This is a genomic window from Piscinibacter gummiphilus, assembly GCF_002116905.1.
Lineage (GTDB): Bacteria > Pseudomonadota > Gammaproteobacteria > Burkholderiales > Burkholderiaceae_C > Rhizobacter > Rhizobacter gummiphilus.
In genome coordinates this window covers 407072-421749 of sequence record NZ_CP015118.1, presented here as the reverse complement: position 1 = coordinate 421749, position 14678 = coordinate 407072, and the positions used below count along the sequence as shown (strand labels likewise).

At 70.7% G+C, this 14678-nt stretch carries 11 protein-coding genes; 3 read left to right on the top strand and 8 right to left on the bottom strand.

Features of this window, described 5'->3' with window-relative positions:
* Positions 1 to 9: 9 nt before the first annotated feature.
* The 8 genes from A4W93_RS01770 to A4W93_RS01735 form a co-directional block, all read right to left on the bottom strand.
* Positions 10 to 2373, bottom strand: a complete 2364-nt coding sequence (locus A4W93_RS01770; RefSeq protein WP_085748979.1) for a TonB-dependent receptor — start codon at positions 2371 to 2373, stop codon at positions 10 to 12.
* 285 nt (positions 2374 to 2658) lie between these two features.
* Positions 2659 to 4149: an aldehyde dehydrogenase family protein gene (locus A4W93_RS01765; protein ID WP_085748978.1), complete on the bottom strand. Its 1491-nt coding sequence runs from the start codon at positions 4147 to 4149 to the stop codon at positions 2659 to 2661.
* A 10-nt stretch (positions 4150 to 4159) separates the two neighbouring features.
* Positions 4160 to 5353 (bottom strand): cystathionine beta-lyase, encoded by a 1194-nt coding sequence (gene metC / locus A4W93_RS01760; protein WP_085748977.1) that lies wholly within the window; start codon positions 5351 to 5353, stop codon positions 4160 to 4162.
* Between the two features lie 7 nt (positions 5354 to 5360).
* Complete coding sequence (locus tag A4W93_RS01755) at positions 5361 to 6140, bottom strand: SDR family NAD(P)-dependent oxidoreductase (RefSeq protein WP_085748976.1); 780 nt, start codon at positions 6138 to 6140, stop codon at positions 5361 to 5363.
* Between the two features lie 2 nt (positions 6141 to 6142).
* Positions 6143 to 6979, bottom strand: a complete 837-nt coding sequence (locus A4W93_RS01750; RefSeq protein ID WP_085748975.1) for an ABC transporter permease — start codon at positions 6977 to 6979, stop codon at positions 6143 to 6145.
* Positions 6976 to 7749: an ABC transporter permease gene (locus A4W93_RS01745; protein WP_085748974.1), complete on the bottom strand. Its 774-nt coding sequence runs from the start codon at positions 7747 to 7749 to the stop codon at positions 6976 to 6978. Before A4W93_RS01745 ends, A4W93_RS01750 begins: the two co-directional genes overlap by 4 nt.
* Positions 7742 to 8539 carry an ABC transporter ATP-binding protein gene (locus A4W93_RS01740; RefSeq protein WP_085748973.1) on the bottom strand — a complete coding sequence of 266 codons (798 nt, stop codon included), beginning with the start codon at positions 8537 to 8539 and terminating at the stop codon, positions 7742 to 7744. The genes A4W93_RS01745 and A4W93_RS01740 overlap by 8 nt, the downstream gene beginning before the upstream one ends.
* A gap of 132 nt (positions 8540 to 8671) precedes the next feature.
* Positions 8672 to 9583, bottom strand: a complete 912-nt coding sequence (locus A4W93_RS01735; protein ID WP_169726496.1) for an ABC transporter substrate-binding protein — start codon at positions 9581 to 9583, stop codon at positions 8672 to 8674.
* Between the two features lie 330 nt (positions 9584 to 9913).
* On the opposite strand from A4W93_RS01735, the gene A4W93_RS01730 reads away from it, so the two are divergent.
* The 3 genes from A4W93_RS01730 to A4W93_RS01720 are packed head-to-tail and all read left to right on the top strand — an operon-like array spanning position 9914 to position 14673.
* Entirely contained in the window at positions 9914 to 10921 is a 1008-nt protein-coding gene (locus A4W93_RS01730) for an isopenicillin N synthase family dioxygenase (protein WP_085748971.1), read from the top strand.
* Positions 10922 to 10933: 12 nt separating this feature from the next.
* Positions 10934 to 13030, top strand: coding sequence for a hydantoinase/oxoprolinase family protein (locus A4W93_RS01725; RefSeq protein WP_085748970.1), 2097 nt, complete (start codon positions 10934 to 10936; stop codon positions 13028 to 13030).
* Positions 13031 to 13047: 17 nt separating this feature from the next.
* Positions 13048 to 14673 carry a hydantoinase B/oxoprolinase family protein gene (locus tag A4W93_RS01720; protein WP_085748969.1) on the top strand — a complete coding sequence of 542 codons (1626 nt, stop codon included), beginning with the start codon at positions 13048 to 13050 and terminating at the stop codon, positions 14671 to 14673.
* Positions 14674 to 14678 lie beyond the last annotated feature (5 nt).

Here is a 14678-nt window from a genome sequence, read left to right as displayed (position 1 = left end):
GGGGGTTCCTCAGAAGCCGACCGCGAAGGTCAGCATCGCGGCGAAGGGGTTGGCCACCAGGTAGGTGGGCTGGGACGCGGCGATCGTGGCGCCGTTGACGCCGGTGGTGGCGGTCGCGTTGGTGGTCGGGCTGTTGACCCCCGACAGGTACTTGCGGTCGCCGATGTTCATCAGGTTCAAGCGCACTTCCGGCTTCGTGAAACCCGACGAGGCCGGCAGCGCGAAGCGGTAGCCGAGCGCCATGTCGACGGTGGCGTAGCCCGGGATCTCCTGGTCGTTCATGAAGGTGGCGTACTGCTTGCCGACGTACTTCACGCCCAGGTTGCCGAAGAAGGAGCCGTTGTCGTAGTCGACCGCGACGGCGGCCTGCACCTTCGGCGCGCGCACGGCTTCCTTGCCGGTGGTGGGCAGGAAGTCGCCCGACACCGGGATGTCCGACTCCACCTTCGTCTTCATCAGCTCGAGCGAGGCGTACGGCCGGAAGTTCATGTACGGGCGCAGGCCGGCCTCGAAGTCGATGCCGTACGCGCTCTGCTTGCCGCCGTTGATCGGCGAGCTCACGCAGCCCGGGTCGCACACCTGGGCCGAGATCTGCCGGTTCTTGAAGTCGTAGCTGAACACCGATGTCGACAGGCTGACCTGGGGCCCCTGGTAACGGTAGCCGGCCTCGAGCGCGAGCGACTCCTCCGAGGCCTGGTCGGGGTTCGCGCGGGTGGTCTGCGCGCCGGTGGACGCGTTGTAGCGCGGGTAGAGCGCGCCGGCCGGCAGGATGCGGTAGCCCTTCGTGATGCTGCCGAACACCGAGTTCACGTCGTCGAGCTTGAAGCGGATGGCTGCGGTGGGCAGCACCGGGTTGTTCTGCGCCTGCGTGTACGCGACGTCGCTCGGCACGCGGTTGTAGCCCTCGCGCTGCAGCCACATCTTCTTCACGCCCACGTCGATCGCGAGGCGGTCTTCCATCAGGCTGATGGTGTCGCCGGCGAACAGCGCGTAGAAGTTGTCGTGGGTGTCCTGGTTCCACTGCTCCACGACGTGGCCGGAGCCCGTCGTGATCAACGACGAGGTGCCGCTCATGTCGGCCGGCGTGCCGTCGGCGTTCATGCGGCTGTACGGGCGGTAGAGCTGGTCGCGCGAGTGCTGCATCCACACGCCCGCCACCAGCGCGTGGTTGTCGAGCTGGTAGTTGCCCTTGAAGGTCACGCCGGTGCGGATGTTCTTCTCGAGGATCGGGTTGTAGAACGTGACGCCGGTGTCGGTGGTGGTGCCGTTGCCGTTGAGGTCCACCGGTCCCACCGTGTTGCCCCAGGCCACCGACGATTCGTTGAGCGACCCGGCCGAGCCGGAGCCGCCGAAGCCGTAGTACAGGTACGGCGTGACGTTGAACGACAGCTTCTCGTTCACACGCAGGTCGGTGGGTGCCGAAACCAGCAGGTTCTCCCACGGGTTCTGCAGCATGCGGTAGTAGGTCAGGCTGCCGGGGGTGTAGGTCGCGTCGTAGTTCGAGGCCGCACCGTCCATGCCACCGTTGTTCCACTGGGCCAGCGTCGGGTTCTTGTAGACGTCGCGCATGAACTTCGAGTACGTCAGCGCGAGCTTGGTGCGGCTGCCGCCGCCCCACTCCTGCACGGCGCCCACGGCCAGGTGCTGCTTGCGGTCCTTGCCCGGGCCGCGGAAGTGGTCGGCGTCGATCTCGGAGATGGAGCCGAACGCGCGGAAACCGCTCTCGCCGATCTCGCCGGTTTCACCGCGGAGAAAAAAGCGGCGGGCGTTGTCGGAACCCACGGCCAGCGTCAGCAGGCCGCCCGGCTTCTTCGAGGGCGTGTGCAGGAAGATGTCGACGATGCCACCCGTGGCGGTGACGTTCGGCGACGCGAGGTCGGCGGACCCCTGGTTCAGCGTGACGACGTCGGTGTTCTCGGTGTCGATGTACTGGCCTGGGAACACCGACCAGTTCGACGCCACGCTGAGCGGCATGCCTTCGAAGTTGAAGCCCATCTGGCCCCCGTCCATGCCGCGCACCGAGATCACGCCCGGGCTCAGGCCCCAGGCGTCGCTGGTGGCCGACGTGGAACCCGGCGAGTACTTCAGCAGCTGGAAGACGTCGGCGGTCGGGGCCTGCTTCTGGATGAAGTCGCGCGTGACCGAGCTTTTCGTCTTCGAGACGTTCTCGTCGACCATCAGGCCGCCGCCGATCTCCTTGCGCGTCACGCCCGTCGCCGACGGCGTCTCGAGCGGGTTCGCGTTCGACGCGCCGGATGCGCTCACACGGCCGATGTCGGTCTTGTCCGTGCTGGCGGGTGCGGGCGCTGCGGTCTGCGCGACCGCAGCGGCGGCCGCAGCGGCCAGGACGGTGGCGATGAAGGGGCTTTTCATGAAGGGGCTTTCGATGGCTGCTGAAGTCGTTGGGAGCGACGGCGGAGGTCCGTTGCAAGAGGGCGAAGTCAATTTATCGAGAAGCCGCGTTCGCCAGAATTGCCTTTTTCGTCGGCGCTCGTTGCGTTAAGCGCTACGTCGGCCCCGGTACCGCGTGACGCGCGTGCGGCACACGGCTTTCGCGGAGGGCGCGAGACAAAACGGCAACGCGGGTCGGCGACGAACCCATGAAAAACGGGCCGTGCGCTGCCGCACGGCCCGTGGTTCGAGGGAGTCTCGCCCGGCTCAGTCGTGCTGGATCCACAACCCCTTCACGTGCAGGTACTCGTCGAGCTGCTGCGGCCCCGACTCGCGTCCGTAGCCGCTCATCTTCACGCCGCCGAACGGCATCGACGGGTCCATCTGGTTGTAGCAATTGACCCAGACCGAGCCGGACTGCAGGCGCCGCGCGATCGCGTGCGCACGGCCCACGTCGCGTGTCCACACCCCCGCACCGAGGCCGAACGGCGAGTCGTTCGCGCGCTGCACCACCTCGTCGAGCGTGTCGAACGGCATCACGGAGGCCACCGGACCGAAGATTTCCTCGCGGGCGATGCGCATGGGGTCCGACACGTCGGCGAACACCGTGGGCGAGACGAAGTTTCCCGCCGCCCGGGCAGCGTCGGTGAACCGCGTGCCGCCGGTCACGAGCCGCGCGCCGTCCTCGTGGGCCGATCCCACGTAGCCGAGCACCCGGTCGAGCTGGCGGGGCGACACGAGCGGGCCGATGTCGCTGTCGGGGTCGGTGCCGGCCCCCACCCGCAGGCCATCGCCCACCTTCGCCATCGCCTCGACCACCCGGTCGTAGATGCCCCGCTGCACAAACACGCGGGTGCCCGCGGTGCAGATCTGGCCCGCGTTCGCAAAGACACCCATCGCCGCGGCCGGCGCGGCGCGTTCGAGGTCCGCGTCGTCGAACAGGATGTGCGGCGACTTGCCACCCAGTTCGAGCGACAGCCGCTTGAGGTTGCCGGCCGACGCCCGCACGATGGCCTGGCCCGTGGCGACCGATCCGGTGAAGGACACCTTGTCGATGCCCGGGTGCGCCGCGATGGCCGCCCCCGCGCCGTGCCCGAAGCCGGTGACGATGTTGATGACGCCGGGCGGAATGCCCGCCTCGAGCGCCAGTTCGGCGAAGCGCAGCGGCGTGAGCGGCGCGTCCTCGGCCGGCTTGAGCACCAGGGTGCAGCCGGTGGCGAGCACCGGCGCGGTCTTGAACACCATCGCCCACAGCGGCCCGTTCCACGGGATGATGGATCCGACCACACCCACGGGCTCCTTCAGCGTCGCGGCGAACATGCTGCCGTTCATCGACGTGTCGGCCGTCTGGCCGTAGATCGCGGTGGCCTGGCCGGCGAACCAGCGCATGAGGCCGACGAGGTGGCGTCGGCTGCCTCGCGTGTGGCGGATGGGCGCCCCCATGTCGAGCGTGTCGAGCCAGGCGAGTTCGTCCCAGTGCGCGTCGACGAGGTCGGCGAAACGGAACATCAGCGCCTGGCGCTCGTCGGGCTTGAGGCGGCGCCACGGGCCTTCGAACGCGGCGCGTGCGGCGGCCACCGCGCGATCGACGTCCTCGGCATCGCCCTCGGGCACCGATGCGAGCACCTCGCCGGTCGCCGGGTTGCGGGTCTCGAAGGTTTTCCCCGACGCGGCGGCCACCCAGCGGTCGCCGATCAGCATGCGCTTGGGAAGCCCGTCGAGGAATGGGTGGCGGTCGGTTGCGGGGTCGAGGTTCATCGCGGACTCCTCAGCGCGCCGCCACCAGGCGCGCGAAGCCGCGCTCCAGGTCGCGGATCAGGTCGTCGGGGTCTTCCAGGCCGGCGTGCAGCCGCAACGACGGCCCCTTCTCCGTCCACGGCCGCGCGCTGCGCAGCGTGGCCGGGTACGTGGGCACCGCGAGGCTTTCGAAACCGCCCCACGAGTAGCCCATCGGGAACAGTTCCATGTGGTCGAGCATCGCTGCGAACTGCACCTCGCTGCACGGCTTCAGCACGGCGCCGAACAGCCCACTCGCGCCGGTGAAGTCGCGCTTCCAGATCGCGTGGCCCGGGTCGTCGGGGAGCGCCGGGTACATCACACGCGAGACCTCGGGGCGGCGCTGCAGCCACCGGGCGATCGCGGTGGCCGTCTCCTGGTGCCGCGCGATGCGGATGCCCAGCGTGCGCAGCCCGCGCAGCGCGAGATAGATGTCGTCGGGGCCGCCGCAGTAGCCGGACGCGGACGCCGTCTTCTTGACCGGGACGAACGACGCCTCGTTGCACACCGCGATGCCGAGCATCAGGTCGGAGTGGCCCGAGATGTATTTCGTGGCCGCGTGGATCGAGACGTCGACGCCGTGCGACAACGGCTTGAAGCACAGCGGCGACGCCCACGTGTTGTCCATGATCGTCGTGATGCCGCGGGCGCGGGCCACCTTCGTGATGGCCGGCACGTCGGTCATCTCGAAGGTCAGCGAACACGGGGACTCGAGGTAGATCACCTTCGTGTTCGTCTTCACGAGGTGGGCGATGTCGCTGCCGATCAGCGGGTCGTAGTACGAGACCTCGACACCGAACTTGACGAGGAACTCGTCGCAGAACTGGCGCACCGGGCCGTACAGGCTGTCGACGATCAGCAGGTGGTCGCCCGCGGACAGGAACGCGGTGAGCGACGCGCAGATGGCGCCGAGGCCGCACGACGTGACCACGGCGCGGTAGCCGCCTTCGAGTTTCGTGACGGCATCCTCGAGCGCACGGGTCGTCGGCGTGCCCTCGCGGCCGTACGTGAACTGCTCAAAGGCGCCGCTCGCGCGGTCGCGGCGGGTCTCCAGCAACTGCGCCACGGACTCGAAGATGAAGGTGGACGCGTGGTAGACGGGCGGGTTGACGATGCCGTGGTTGGCGGCGGGGTCGCGGCCCAGGTGCACGAGCTGGGTGTCGGGGGCGAGAGTGTCGGTGTTCATCGGGAGTTCAGACGAGGGTTCCGGCGTCGACGACGATGTCCTGGCCCGTGATGAGCCGGCCGCCGTCGCCGAAGAGGTGGATCACCGCGTGCGCCACGTCGTCGCCGCTGACCAGGCGGCCGAGCGCCGACTTCGACGTGAAACGCCGCAGCACGGTTTCGTAGGGAACGCCTTCGCGCAACGCGGAGGCTTCGAAGAGGCGCTTCAGCCGCGGCCCGGCGATGCCGCCCGGCGCCACGACGTTGACCGTCACGTTGTGTGGCCCGGCCTCGAGCGCGGCCGACTTGACGAGGCCGCGCACGGCCCACTTCGACGCGGCGTAGATCGAAGCATCGGCCACGCCCTTGTGGCCGTAGGTGCCGCCGATCACGACCACCCGCCCGTCGCGCTGCTCGATCAGCAGCGGCATCACCGCACGCATCGCCAGCATCACGCCGAGCACGTTGATGTCGAAGCAGGCGTGGTAGTCCTCCGCGGTGCCGGCCCACACGGGCTGCCGCGGGCTGCCCACACCGGCGGTGCACAGCAGGCGGTCGACGCGGCCGAAGTGGTCGCGTGCCTGGCGCGCGGCGGTGTCCAGCGCGGCGCCGTCCGTCACGTCGGCTTGCAGCACGAGCGCCTCGCTGCCGGTGGCGCGCACCGCGGCAGCCACGGTCTCGCCCGCGTCGGTGTCGCGCCCGACGACGGCCACGTGGGCGCCTTCGCGCGCCATCGCGAGCGCCAGCTCCGCACCGAGTCCCTTGGTGGCGCCGGTGGCGAACACCACCTTGCCTTTCAACGCATCCATGGTCAGTGGTTCCAGTCCTTGACCGCACGTTCGAGCGCGATCGTGAAGGTGAAGAAGAGGTACGACACCGTCGTGCCCGCGCCCACGGCGGCCCACATCAGCGCGAAGTGCTGGCGCGAGTTGGCGTCGAGGATCAGGCTGCCGAGGCCGGGCGCGCCCGAAAGCCACTCGGCGAACATCGCGCACAGGATGGCCGAGGCCGAGGCGATGCGCAGGCCTGTGAAGAGGTGGGTCAGCGCACACGGGAGGCGCAGCTTGAAGAGGGTCTGCCAGAAGCCCGCGCCGCAGCAGTGCATCAGCTCGAGCATGTGGCGGGTGGGCGCCTCGAAGCCCTTGCGGGCGGCCAGCATGATCTGGAAGAACGACAGCAGCGCCACCATGCCGACGCCGTTCCAGCGGTCGCGGCCGAAGATCAGCACGAGCACCGGTGCGATCGCGATCATCGGCACGGTGCGCACGAACACGATCAGCGGCATCAGCGCCGCGTCGAGGGAGGGCGAGGCGATGAACACCAGTGCGAACAGCACGGCCACCACGGTGGCCACCAGCATGCCGATCACCGTGCTCTGCACGGTGAGCCACGCGGCCTCGCCCACCTCGCCGGCGTGGGCCACCAGGGCCGCGCCCGCGTCGGCCGGGCTCGGGAGCAGGTACGGCGGCACGTCGAACAGCCAGATGGCGAGCTGCCACAGCAGCGCCACCACGGCGACCACGGCCACGTAGCCGGCCAGGCGCTGCGCGCTCAGCACGGCGGCGCCGGCCAGCGGCAGGCCGCGGCGGACACGGGGCGTGGACGCTGCGACCGCGGCGTCGGGGATCGAGATCTCGGCGGGGTTCATGCGGCTCCCGGGGCGCTGCGGTCGAAGCCGGCCACCCGTTCCATCAGGCAGATGTAGGCGTACGCGAGCGACGACACGGCGCAAGCGATCAGCACGGTGGCCCACAGGCGCTGCACCTGCAGGCCGAACATCGCGTTCAGCATCACGACACCGAGGCCGGTCTCGGCCCCGTTCCATTCACCGATCAGCGCGCCCAGCACGGCCAGCGGCGCGGCGATCTTCAGGCCCACGAACAGCAGCGGCACGGCGCTCGGCAGCGCGAGCAGGCGGAAGCGCTGCAGCGGCGACGCGGCCAGCACGGTGAAGAGTTCCTGCTCGGTGGCCTTGCTCTCGCGCAACCCCTGCACCACCGACACCAGCAGCGGGAACACGCAGATCACCACGGTGATCAGCACGCGGGTGCCGATGGACAGGCCGAGCCAGACGCTCAGGATGGGCGCGATGGCGATCATCGGGATGCTGCTCAACACGGCCCCCGCGGTGAGCACCGGCGTTTCGGTGCGCGGCCAGGCGTACACAGCGAAGCCGATCGCCAGAGCTGCCAGCAGCGCGAGCCCGAAGCCGAGGCCCGCCGTCAGCAGCGTGATGCCGAGCTGGTGCAGCAGCGCCGCGTGTTCGGCCCACAGCAGCGCGGCGACGTCGCTCGGGCGCGGGATGGTCATCGGCGCCCGGCCGGCCCCCACCCAGGCCTCGATGCCGGCGAGCAGCACGCCGAACACCGCGAGCGGCGGCAGCCCGCGCCGGGCCCAGGAGCCGAAGACGTCAGGCATGGGCGATCTCGTGGTCGAGCGCGTGGGGCAGCTGGCCGAACAGCGCGCGGCGCACGCGGTCGACGGTCGCGTTGAACCGCGGATCGTCCATCGTCGTCAGGCGGCGCGGGCGTGGCAGGTCGACCTCGACCCGCTCGACGATGCGGCCGGGTTTCGCGGCGAACACGAAGATGCGGTCGGCCATCAGCACCGCCTCCTCGATCGAGTGCGTGACCATCAGCGCCGTGGTCTGCGTCTCCGCGCGGATGCGCAGCAGCTCGAAGTTCATGCGGTACCGCATCACCTCGTCGAGCGCGCCAAAGGGTTCGTCGAGCAGCAGGATCTTCGGCGAGGCCACCAGCGCCCGCGCGATCGCGCAGCGCTGCTGCATGCCACCCGACAGCTGCGACGGCCACGCGTGTTCGTAGCCGGACAGGCCCACGAGCCGCACCAGCTCCTCCGGCGACCGCGCGGCCGGCGGGCCGTCGCGGCCGAGCACCTCGAGCGGCAGGCGCACGTTCTCGAGCACGCTGCGCCACGGCAGCAGCGTGGCCTCCTGGAACACGAAGCCGATCTGGTGGTCGCGCCGCGCCTGCTGCGTGGGCGCGCCGTCGATCGTGATGCGGCCGTCGGTGGGGGCGAACACGTCGGCCACCATGCGCAGCAGTGTCGACTTGCCGCAGCCCGACGGCCCAATCAGCGCGCCGAACTGGCCCGGCTCGAGGTCGAGACTCACGCCCGACAGCGCGGGCACGGCCTGGCCGTCGAGCGCGAAGGACTTGGAAACGTTCTGGATGGAAAGGCCGGACATCGGGATCGCTTTCGGCTGGCGCGCGTCAGGGGCGCGTGTCGGAGGGTGAGATCAGGCTACCGAAGGCCGCCCGCCGCCGGGGTGCCGTTTGGTTCGCGCGGCGGTGCGGGAATGTCACCGGGGGCATCGGGATCACGCCGTGGCGGCCTTCACGATGTCCTGCGTGACGAGGCGCGAGACGTCCACCACCGCGTCGGCCGGCACGCTGCCCGCCTCGCGCCCGAGCGCCACGGCCTTCTCGAACACCCCCGGGTCGATCCACAGCAGGCCGTGCCGCCGCGCGTCGCCGGCCAGGATGTAGTCGCGCATCATCTCGGCCTGGCCCAGTTGTTCAGTCAGGTCCGTGCCCGGCGGGGCGTACTTGCGCACGATCAGTTCGGCCGCCTCGGCCGGGTGGTCGACGACCCAGCGCCAGCCACGCATCAGCGCGCGGGTGTAGCGCACCAGCACGTCGCGCTGCTGCTCGAAGGTGTCGCGGCGCGCGATCAGCACCTGGCCGTAGCCGGGCACGCCCAGGTCCGACACGTGCAGCCAGTGCGGCTCGAACCCGATCTTGCGCAGGGCCGGCACGGCGGTGGTGGACCAGCTGTAGTAGCCGTCCACCTGGCCGGACGCCAGCAGCGACGGGTCGCTGCCCACCGGCACGAGGCGCACGCTCTCGGGGTCGATGCCCGCGCGGCGGATCAGCGGCAGCAGCTGCGCGCGCACGCTGTTGGGCACGCCGAGCGTCTTGCCGACCATGTCGTGCACCGTGCGGATGGGCCGGTCGGCCGGACTCATGATGGCGCCGGGGTCGCGCTGCATCACCGCGGCGAACGCCACCAGCGGCTGGCCGCGCAGCGCGCCGTCGATCATGCCGGCCACGTTGCTCTCGCTGACCAGCGCGCGGCCGCTCGACACCAGCGTGCGGTAGTCGGTGCCGGGGCCGCCGGCCACCATGTCGACGTCGAGCCCTTCGCGCGCGAGGTCGCCCCGGTCCAGCGCGGCCAGGTAGCCGCCGAACTGGATGCCCTTGACCCAGCCGAGCTGGTGTTCGAATTTCATGAGACCTCGTGAAGCGGGTGCGGCGCCGGGCGCGAGCACGTTGACGGACAGCGCACCCATCCCGAGCAGCGGCAGTGCGCCGAGCGCGGCCAGCGCACCACGCCGGTTCACTCTCGCGGCGGACGGAAGACTCGTAGGCATCGGGGTCGTGGGGTTGTTGAGCCTTCATCTTGCCCACGAACGGGCGCGCCGCCTGTAGCCGTTTGCGCAAGCCGCGGTGACGCAAAAGGCAGCCCGCCCGAAGGACCTTGCCGGTACCGTGACGTTCCAGATGCCGCCGCACCGCCCCGCGAAGCCGGCACGCCCCCGACACTGAAAGGACCCGTTCCCATGAGCCGCAGCACCGAAGGCGTGGAGGACCGCATCGTCGCGAAGACGGTCGACCTCGCCGAGATCCCCATCATCGACTTCTCGCCGTTCCGCCATGGCGGCGAGGCCGGCAAGCGCGCCGTGGCCGCGGAGATCGCGCGCGCCTGCACCGAGATCGGGTTCTTCTACCTGAAGGGGCACGACGTGCCGCCGAAGGTGCTCGGCGACACATTCGACCAGTCGAAGGCGTTCTTCCACCGTCCCGTCGAGGAGCGCCGCGCGTCGGCCGCCACGCTGCAGTGGTACCGCGGCTGGATCCCGATGCCCAAGCGCGAGGGCGCGCTCGACCGCAACAGCCGCCTCTTCGAGCAGTACCGCATCCAGGCCGACTTCCCCGACGTGCCGAACCCGGACCCGATCTTCAACCGCCCGAACCGCTGGCCGGAAGACATGCCGGCGTTCCGCGACGCCTGCGAGACCCACTACGCGGCGATGCTCGCGCTGTCGCGCGACCTGCTGCGTGCCTTCGCGATCGGCCTCGACGTGGCCGAGGACACCTTCGACGGCTACTTCGACCTGCCCATCTGCCAGCTGAGCCTGCTGTACTACATCCCGATCCCCGAGGGGTCCGACGTCGAGGTGTCGAACACCGTGTCGCACACCGACGAAGGGCCGCTGACCATCCTCGCGCAGGACTCGGTGGGCGGCCTCGAGGTCAAGCGCCGCGACGGCACGTGGATCTCGGCACCGCCGGTGCCGGGCGCGTACACCATCAACATCGGCGACATGATGATGTGGTGGTCGAACGGCAAGTTCATCTCGAACTTCCACCGCGTGCGCAACAAGGCGGGGGTCGAGCGCTTCTCGATCCCCTTCTTCCTGAACCCGGACCGCGACACCATCGTCGCCCCGCTTCCCGAGCTGGTCGCGCGCGACGGCGGTGTCGCGAACTTCGAGCCCGTGCACGTGGCGACCCACCTGAAGCGCTTCTACGCCCGGCTCGAGAAGTCGCCCGGCGATTTCCTCTGACCGGAGCCTGACGTGAACCCCACGACGACGGCCAGGGGCCTCGCCCGCATCGGCGCAGACATCGGCGGCACCTTCACCGACGTGGTGCTGGAGACGCCGACGAAGCGCCACTCGACGAAGGTGCTGACCACCTACGACGCCCCCGAACGCGCGCTGCTCGACGGCATCGCGGTCCTGCTCGCGGAGGCCGGCCTGACCGCCGGCGACGTGGGCCTCGTCGTGCACGGCACGACGCTCGCCACCAACGCGCTGATCGAACGGCGCGGCGCGAAGACCGCGCTGCTGACCACCGAGGGCTTCCGCGACGTGCTGGAGATGGGCACCGAAAGCCGCTTCGACCAGTACGACATCGCGATGGACAAGCCCCCCGCGCTCGTGCCGCGCGACCTGCGCGTGACGGTGCGCGAGCGCCTCGCGGCCGACGGCACCGAACTGCTGCCGCTGGACGAATCGGCGGTACGCGAGGCCGCGACGCTCTTCAAGGCGCAAGGCGTGGAGAGCGTGGCGGTGGCGTTCCTGCACAGCTACGTGAACCCGGTCCACGAGCAGCGGGCCGGCGAACTGCTGCGCGAAGCGCTGCCGGGCGTGACGATCTCGCTGTCGAGCGAGGTGTCCCCCGAGATGCGCGAGTACGAGCGCTTCTCGACGACGGCCGCCAATGCGTACGTGCAGCCCATCGTCGCGAGCTACCTCGGCCGCCTCGACGCGAAGCTGCGCGCGCTCGGCTTCGGCTGCCCGCTGTTCCTGATGCTGTCGTCGGGCGGGCTCACCACGGTGGAGACCGCCGCGAAGTTCCCGGTGCGGCTCGTCGAATCGGGCCCTGCCGGCGGCGCGCTGTTCGCCGCGGGGGTCGCGGCCGAACGCGGCATCTCGCGCATGCTCGCGCTGGACGTGGGCGGTACCACCGCGAAGATCTGCTACATCGACGACGGCCGGCCACAGAGTTCGCAGGTGTTCGAGGTGGCGCGTGTTCACCGCTTCCGCAAGGGCAGCGGGCTGCCGCTGCGCATCCCCGTCGTCGAGATGGTGGAGATCGGCGCGGGCGGCGGCTCCATCGCCCGCATCGACGGCGCGGGCCGCCTCACGGTGGGCCCGAAGAGCGCGGCGTCCGAACCCGGGCCGGCCTGCTACGGGCGGGGTGGCACCGAACCCACCGTGACCGACGCCGACCTGATGCTCGGGCGCATCGCCCCGGATGCCTTCGCGGGTGGCAAGCTGCCCCTAGACACCGCCGCGTGCGAACGCGCGCTGCTCGCGCTGCCCGGCCTGCGCCAGGCCGACGCGGCGACCCGCGCGCTCGGCATCAGCGAGATCGTCGACGAGGCGATGGCCAGCGCCGCGCGGGTCCACGCGGTGGAACTCGGCCTCACGCTGGACCGGCGCACACTGGTCGCGTTCGGCGGCTGCGCGCCACTGCACGCGGCGCGCGTGGCCGAGAAGCTGGGCCTCGACGAGGTCGTGATCCCGCGCAGCGCGGGCGTCGGTTCGGCCGTCGGCTTCCTCAACGCCCCGATCGCCTACGAGATCGCCCGCAGCCTGCACCAGGCGCTGGACACGTTCGACGTGGACGCGGTCAACACGCTGCTGTCGACCATGACCGCCGAGGCCCATGCGATCGTGCGCCACGGCGACGCGGCCGCGCCCCGCGCCGTGCGCTGCACCGCGTTCGCCCGCTACCGCGGCCAGGGCCACGAGATCGCGATCGACGTGCCCGCCCGCACGCTGGAGGCGGCGGATGCGCAGACACTGACCGAGTCCTTCGAAACCGCCTACCGCGCCCACTACGGCGGCCTCGCGGTGAAGCTGCCCATCGAGGTGCTGACATGGCGCGTGTCCGTGGCCACCGTGCTGCCGCCGCCCGAACCCGTGGCCGACCCGACGAAACCCTTCACGGCCACGCCCCATGCCCACCGCGAGGTGCTGGACCCCGGCCTCGGCGAGGTGCGGCGCCACGCGCTGTACCGCCGCACCGACCTGCGGCCGGGCCACCGGCTCGCCGGACCGGCGCTGATCGTCGAGGATGAGACCACCACCGTCGTGTCGCCGTCGTTCGATGCCCACATCGACGGCCACGGCTACATCGTGATGACCCGCCGCCTCGCGGCGTGACGAACTGAAAGCCTCCGATGACCGCTCCATCCCCCCACGACACGCTCCAGGACCTGCGGCTGCAGGTGATGTGGACCCGCCTGATCTCCGTCGTCGAGGAGGCCGCCCAGGCGCTGATGCGCACGGCGTTCTCGACCACGGTGCGCGACGCCGGCGACCTGTCCGCCGCCGTCTTCGACACCCGGGGCCGCCTGATCGCCGAGGCCGTGACCGGCACCCCCGGCCACGTGAACTCGATGGCCGAGGGCGTGCGCCACTTCCTCGCCCGCTTCCCCATCGACACAATGGCCGAGGGTGACCACTACATCACCAACGACCCGTGGCTGACCGCGGGGCACCTGCACGACATCACCGTCGTGAGCCCGGTGGTGACCGGCGGCCGGGTGGTGGGCCTGCTCGGCTGCTGCTGCCACCAGCTCGACATCGGCGGCCTGGGCCAGGGGCCCGACGGCCGCTCGATCTACGAGGAGGGCCTGCAGATCCCGCTGATGAAACTCGCGTCGCGTGGCCGCATCAACGAGGACCTGCTCGCGATCCTGAAGCAGAACGTGCGCACGCCGCTGCAGGTCGAGGGCGACGTGCTCTCGTACATCGCGAGCAACGACACGGGCGCCCGCCGCCTGGTCGCCATGCTGAAGGAGTTCGGCCAGGAGAGCCTCGACGCCCTCGGCGACTACATCCTCGCGCAGTCCCTGGCCGCCACGCGCGAGCGCATCGCGGCGCTGCCGAAGGGCACGTGGACGAGCGAACTCGTGATCGACGGCTACGACCACCCGATCACGCTGCGCGCCGCGCTGACCGTCGACGGCGAAACCGTGACCGTCGACTACGCCGGCACCGACGGCGCGGTGCCGCAAGGCATCAACGTGGTGATGAACTACTGCCGTGCGTACACGGTGTTCGGGCTCAAGTGCCTGATCTCGCCCGAGGTGCCCAACAACCACGGCGCGCTGCTTCCGTTCGTCGTGCACGCGCCGGAGGGCTCCATCCTCAACGCGCAGCGCCCCTCGCCCGTCGCCGCGCGCCACGTGATCGGCCAGATGCTGCCCGACGTGGTGCTCGGTTGCCTCGACCAGGCGCTGCCGGACCGCGTGCCGGCGGAGGGATCGTCGTGTCTGTGGAGCGTGCAGCTGCGCGGGCGTGTGCCGAGCTCGGCGGCGGCCACGTTCGACACCGTGTTCTTCAACAGCGGCGGTGCCGGCGCCCGCCCCGGGCAGGACGGCCTCGACGCCACCGCGTTCCCGAGCGGCGTGCGCGCGATGCCGGTCGAAGTGACCGAACACGGTGCGCCCATCGTGATCTGGAAGAAGGAACTGCGGCCGGACAGCGGCGGCGCGGGACGGCACCGCGGCGGACTCGGCCAGACGGTCGAGGTGGGCACGCGGGACGGCAGCGCGTTCGAGGTGCTGGCGATGTACGAGCGGGTGGCCACGCCGGCGAAGGGCCGGTCGGGCGGTGGTGACGGTGCGGCCGGGGTCGTGCGGCTGGGGTCCGGCGCGCCGCTGCGCGCCAAGGGCTTGCAAGTCATCCCGGCCGGCGACCGGCTGGTGCTCGAACTGCCGGGCGGTGCGGGGCTGGGGAATCCGGCCGCGCGCGACCCGTCGGCCCTGGCCGCGGACCGCAAGGCGGGGCTGGTCGGCTGACCCTC

What these genes read in the sequence shown, in the direction of transcription:
- A4W93_RS01770 (WP_085748979.1), bottom strand. Translation starts at nt 2,373, where the DNA reads ATGAAAAGCCCCTTCATCGCCACCGTCCTGGCCGCTGCGGCCGCCGCT.
- A4W93_RS01765 (WP_085748978.1), bottom strand. Translation starts at nt 4,149, where the DNA reads ATGAACCTCGACCCCGCAACCGACCGCCACCCATTCCTCGACGGGCTT.
- metC (WP_085748977.1), bottom strand. Translation starts at nt 5,353, where the DNA reads ATGAACACCGACACTCTCGCCCCCGACACCCAGCTCGTGCACCTGGGC.
- A4W93_RS01755 (WP_085748976.1), bottom strand. Translation starts at nt 6,140, where the DNA reads ATGGATGCGTTGAAAGGCAAGGTGGTGTTCGCCACCGGCGCCACCAAG.
- A4W93_RS01750 (WP_085748975.1), bottom strand. Translation starts at nt 6,979, where the DNA reads ATGAACCCCGCCGAGATCTCGATCCCCGACGCCGCGGTCGCAGCGTCC.
- A4W93_RS01745 (WP_085748974.1), bottom strand. Translation starts at nt 7,749, where the DNA reads ATGCCTGACGTCTTCGGCTCCTGGGCCCGGCGCGGGCTGCCGCCGCTC.
- A4W93_RS01740 (WP_085748973.1), bottom strand. Translation starts at nt 8,539, where the DNA reads ATGTCCGGCCTTTCCATCCAGAACGTTTCCAAGTCCTTCGCGCTCGAC.
- A4W93_RS01735 (WP_169726496.1), bottom strand. Translation starts at nt 9,583, where the DNA reads ATGAAATTCGAACACCAGCTCGGCTGGGTCAAGGGCATCCAGTTCGGC.
- A4W93_RS01730 (WP_085748971.1), top strand. Translation starts at nt 9,914, where the DNA reads ATGAGCCGCAGCACCGAAGGCGTGGAGGACCGCATCGTCGCGAAGACG.
- A4W93_RS01720 (WP_085748969.1), top strand. Translation starts at nt 13,048, where the DNA reads ATGACCGCTCCATCCCCCCACGACACGCTCCAGGACCTGCGGCTGCAG.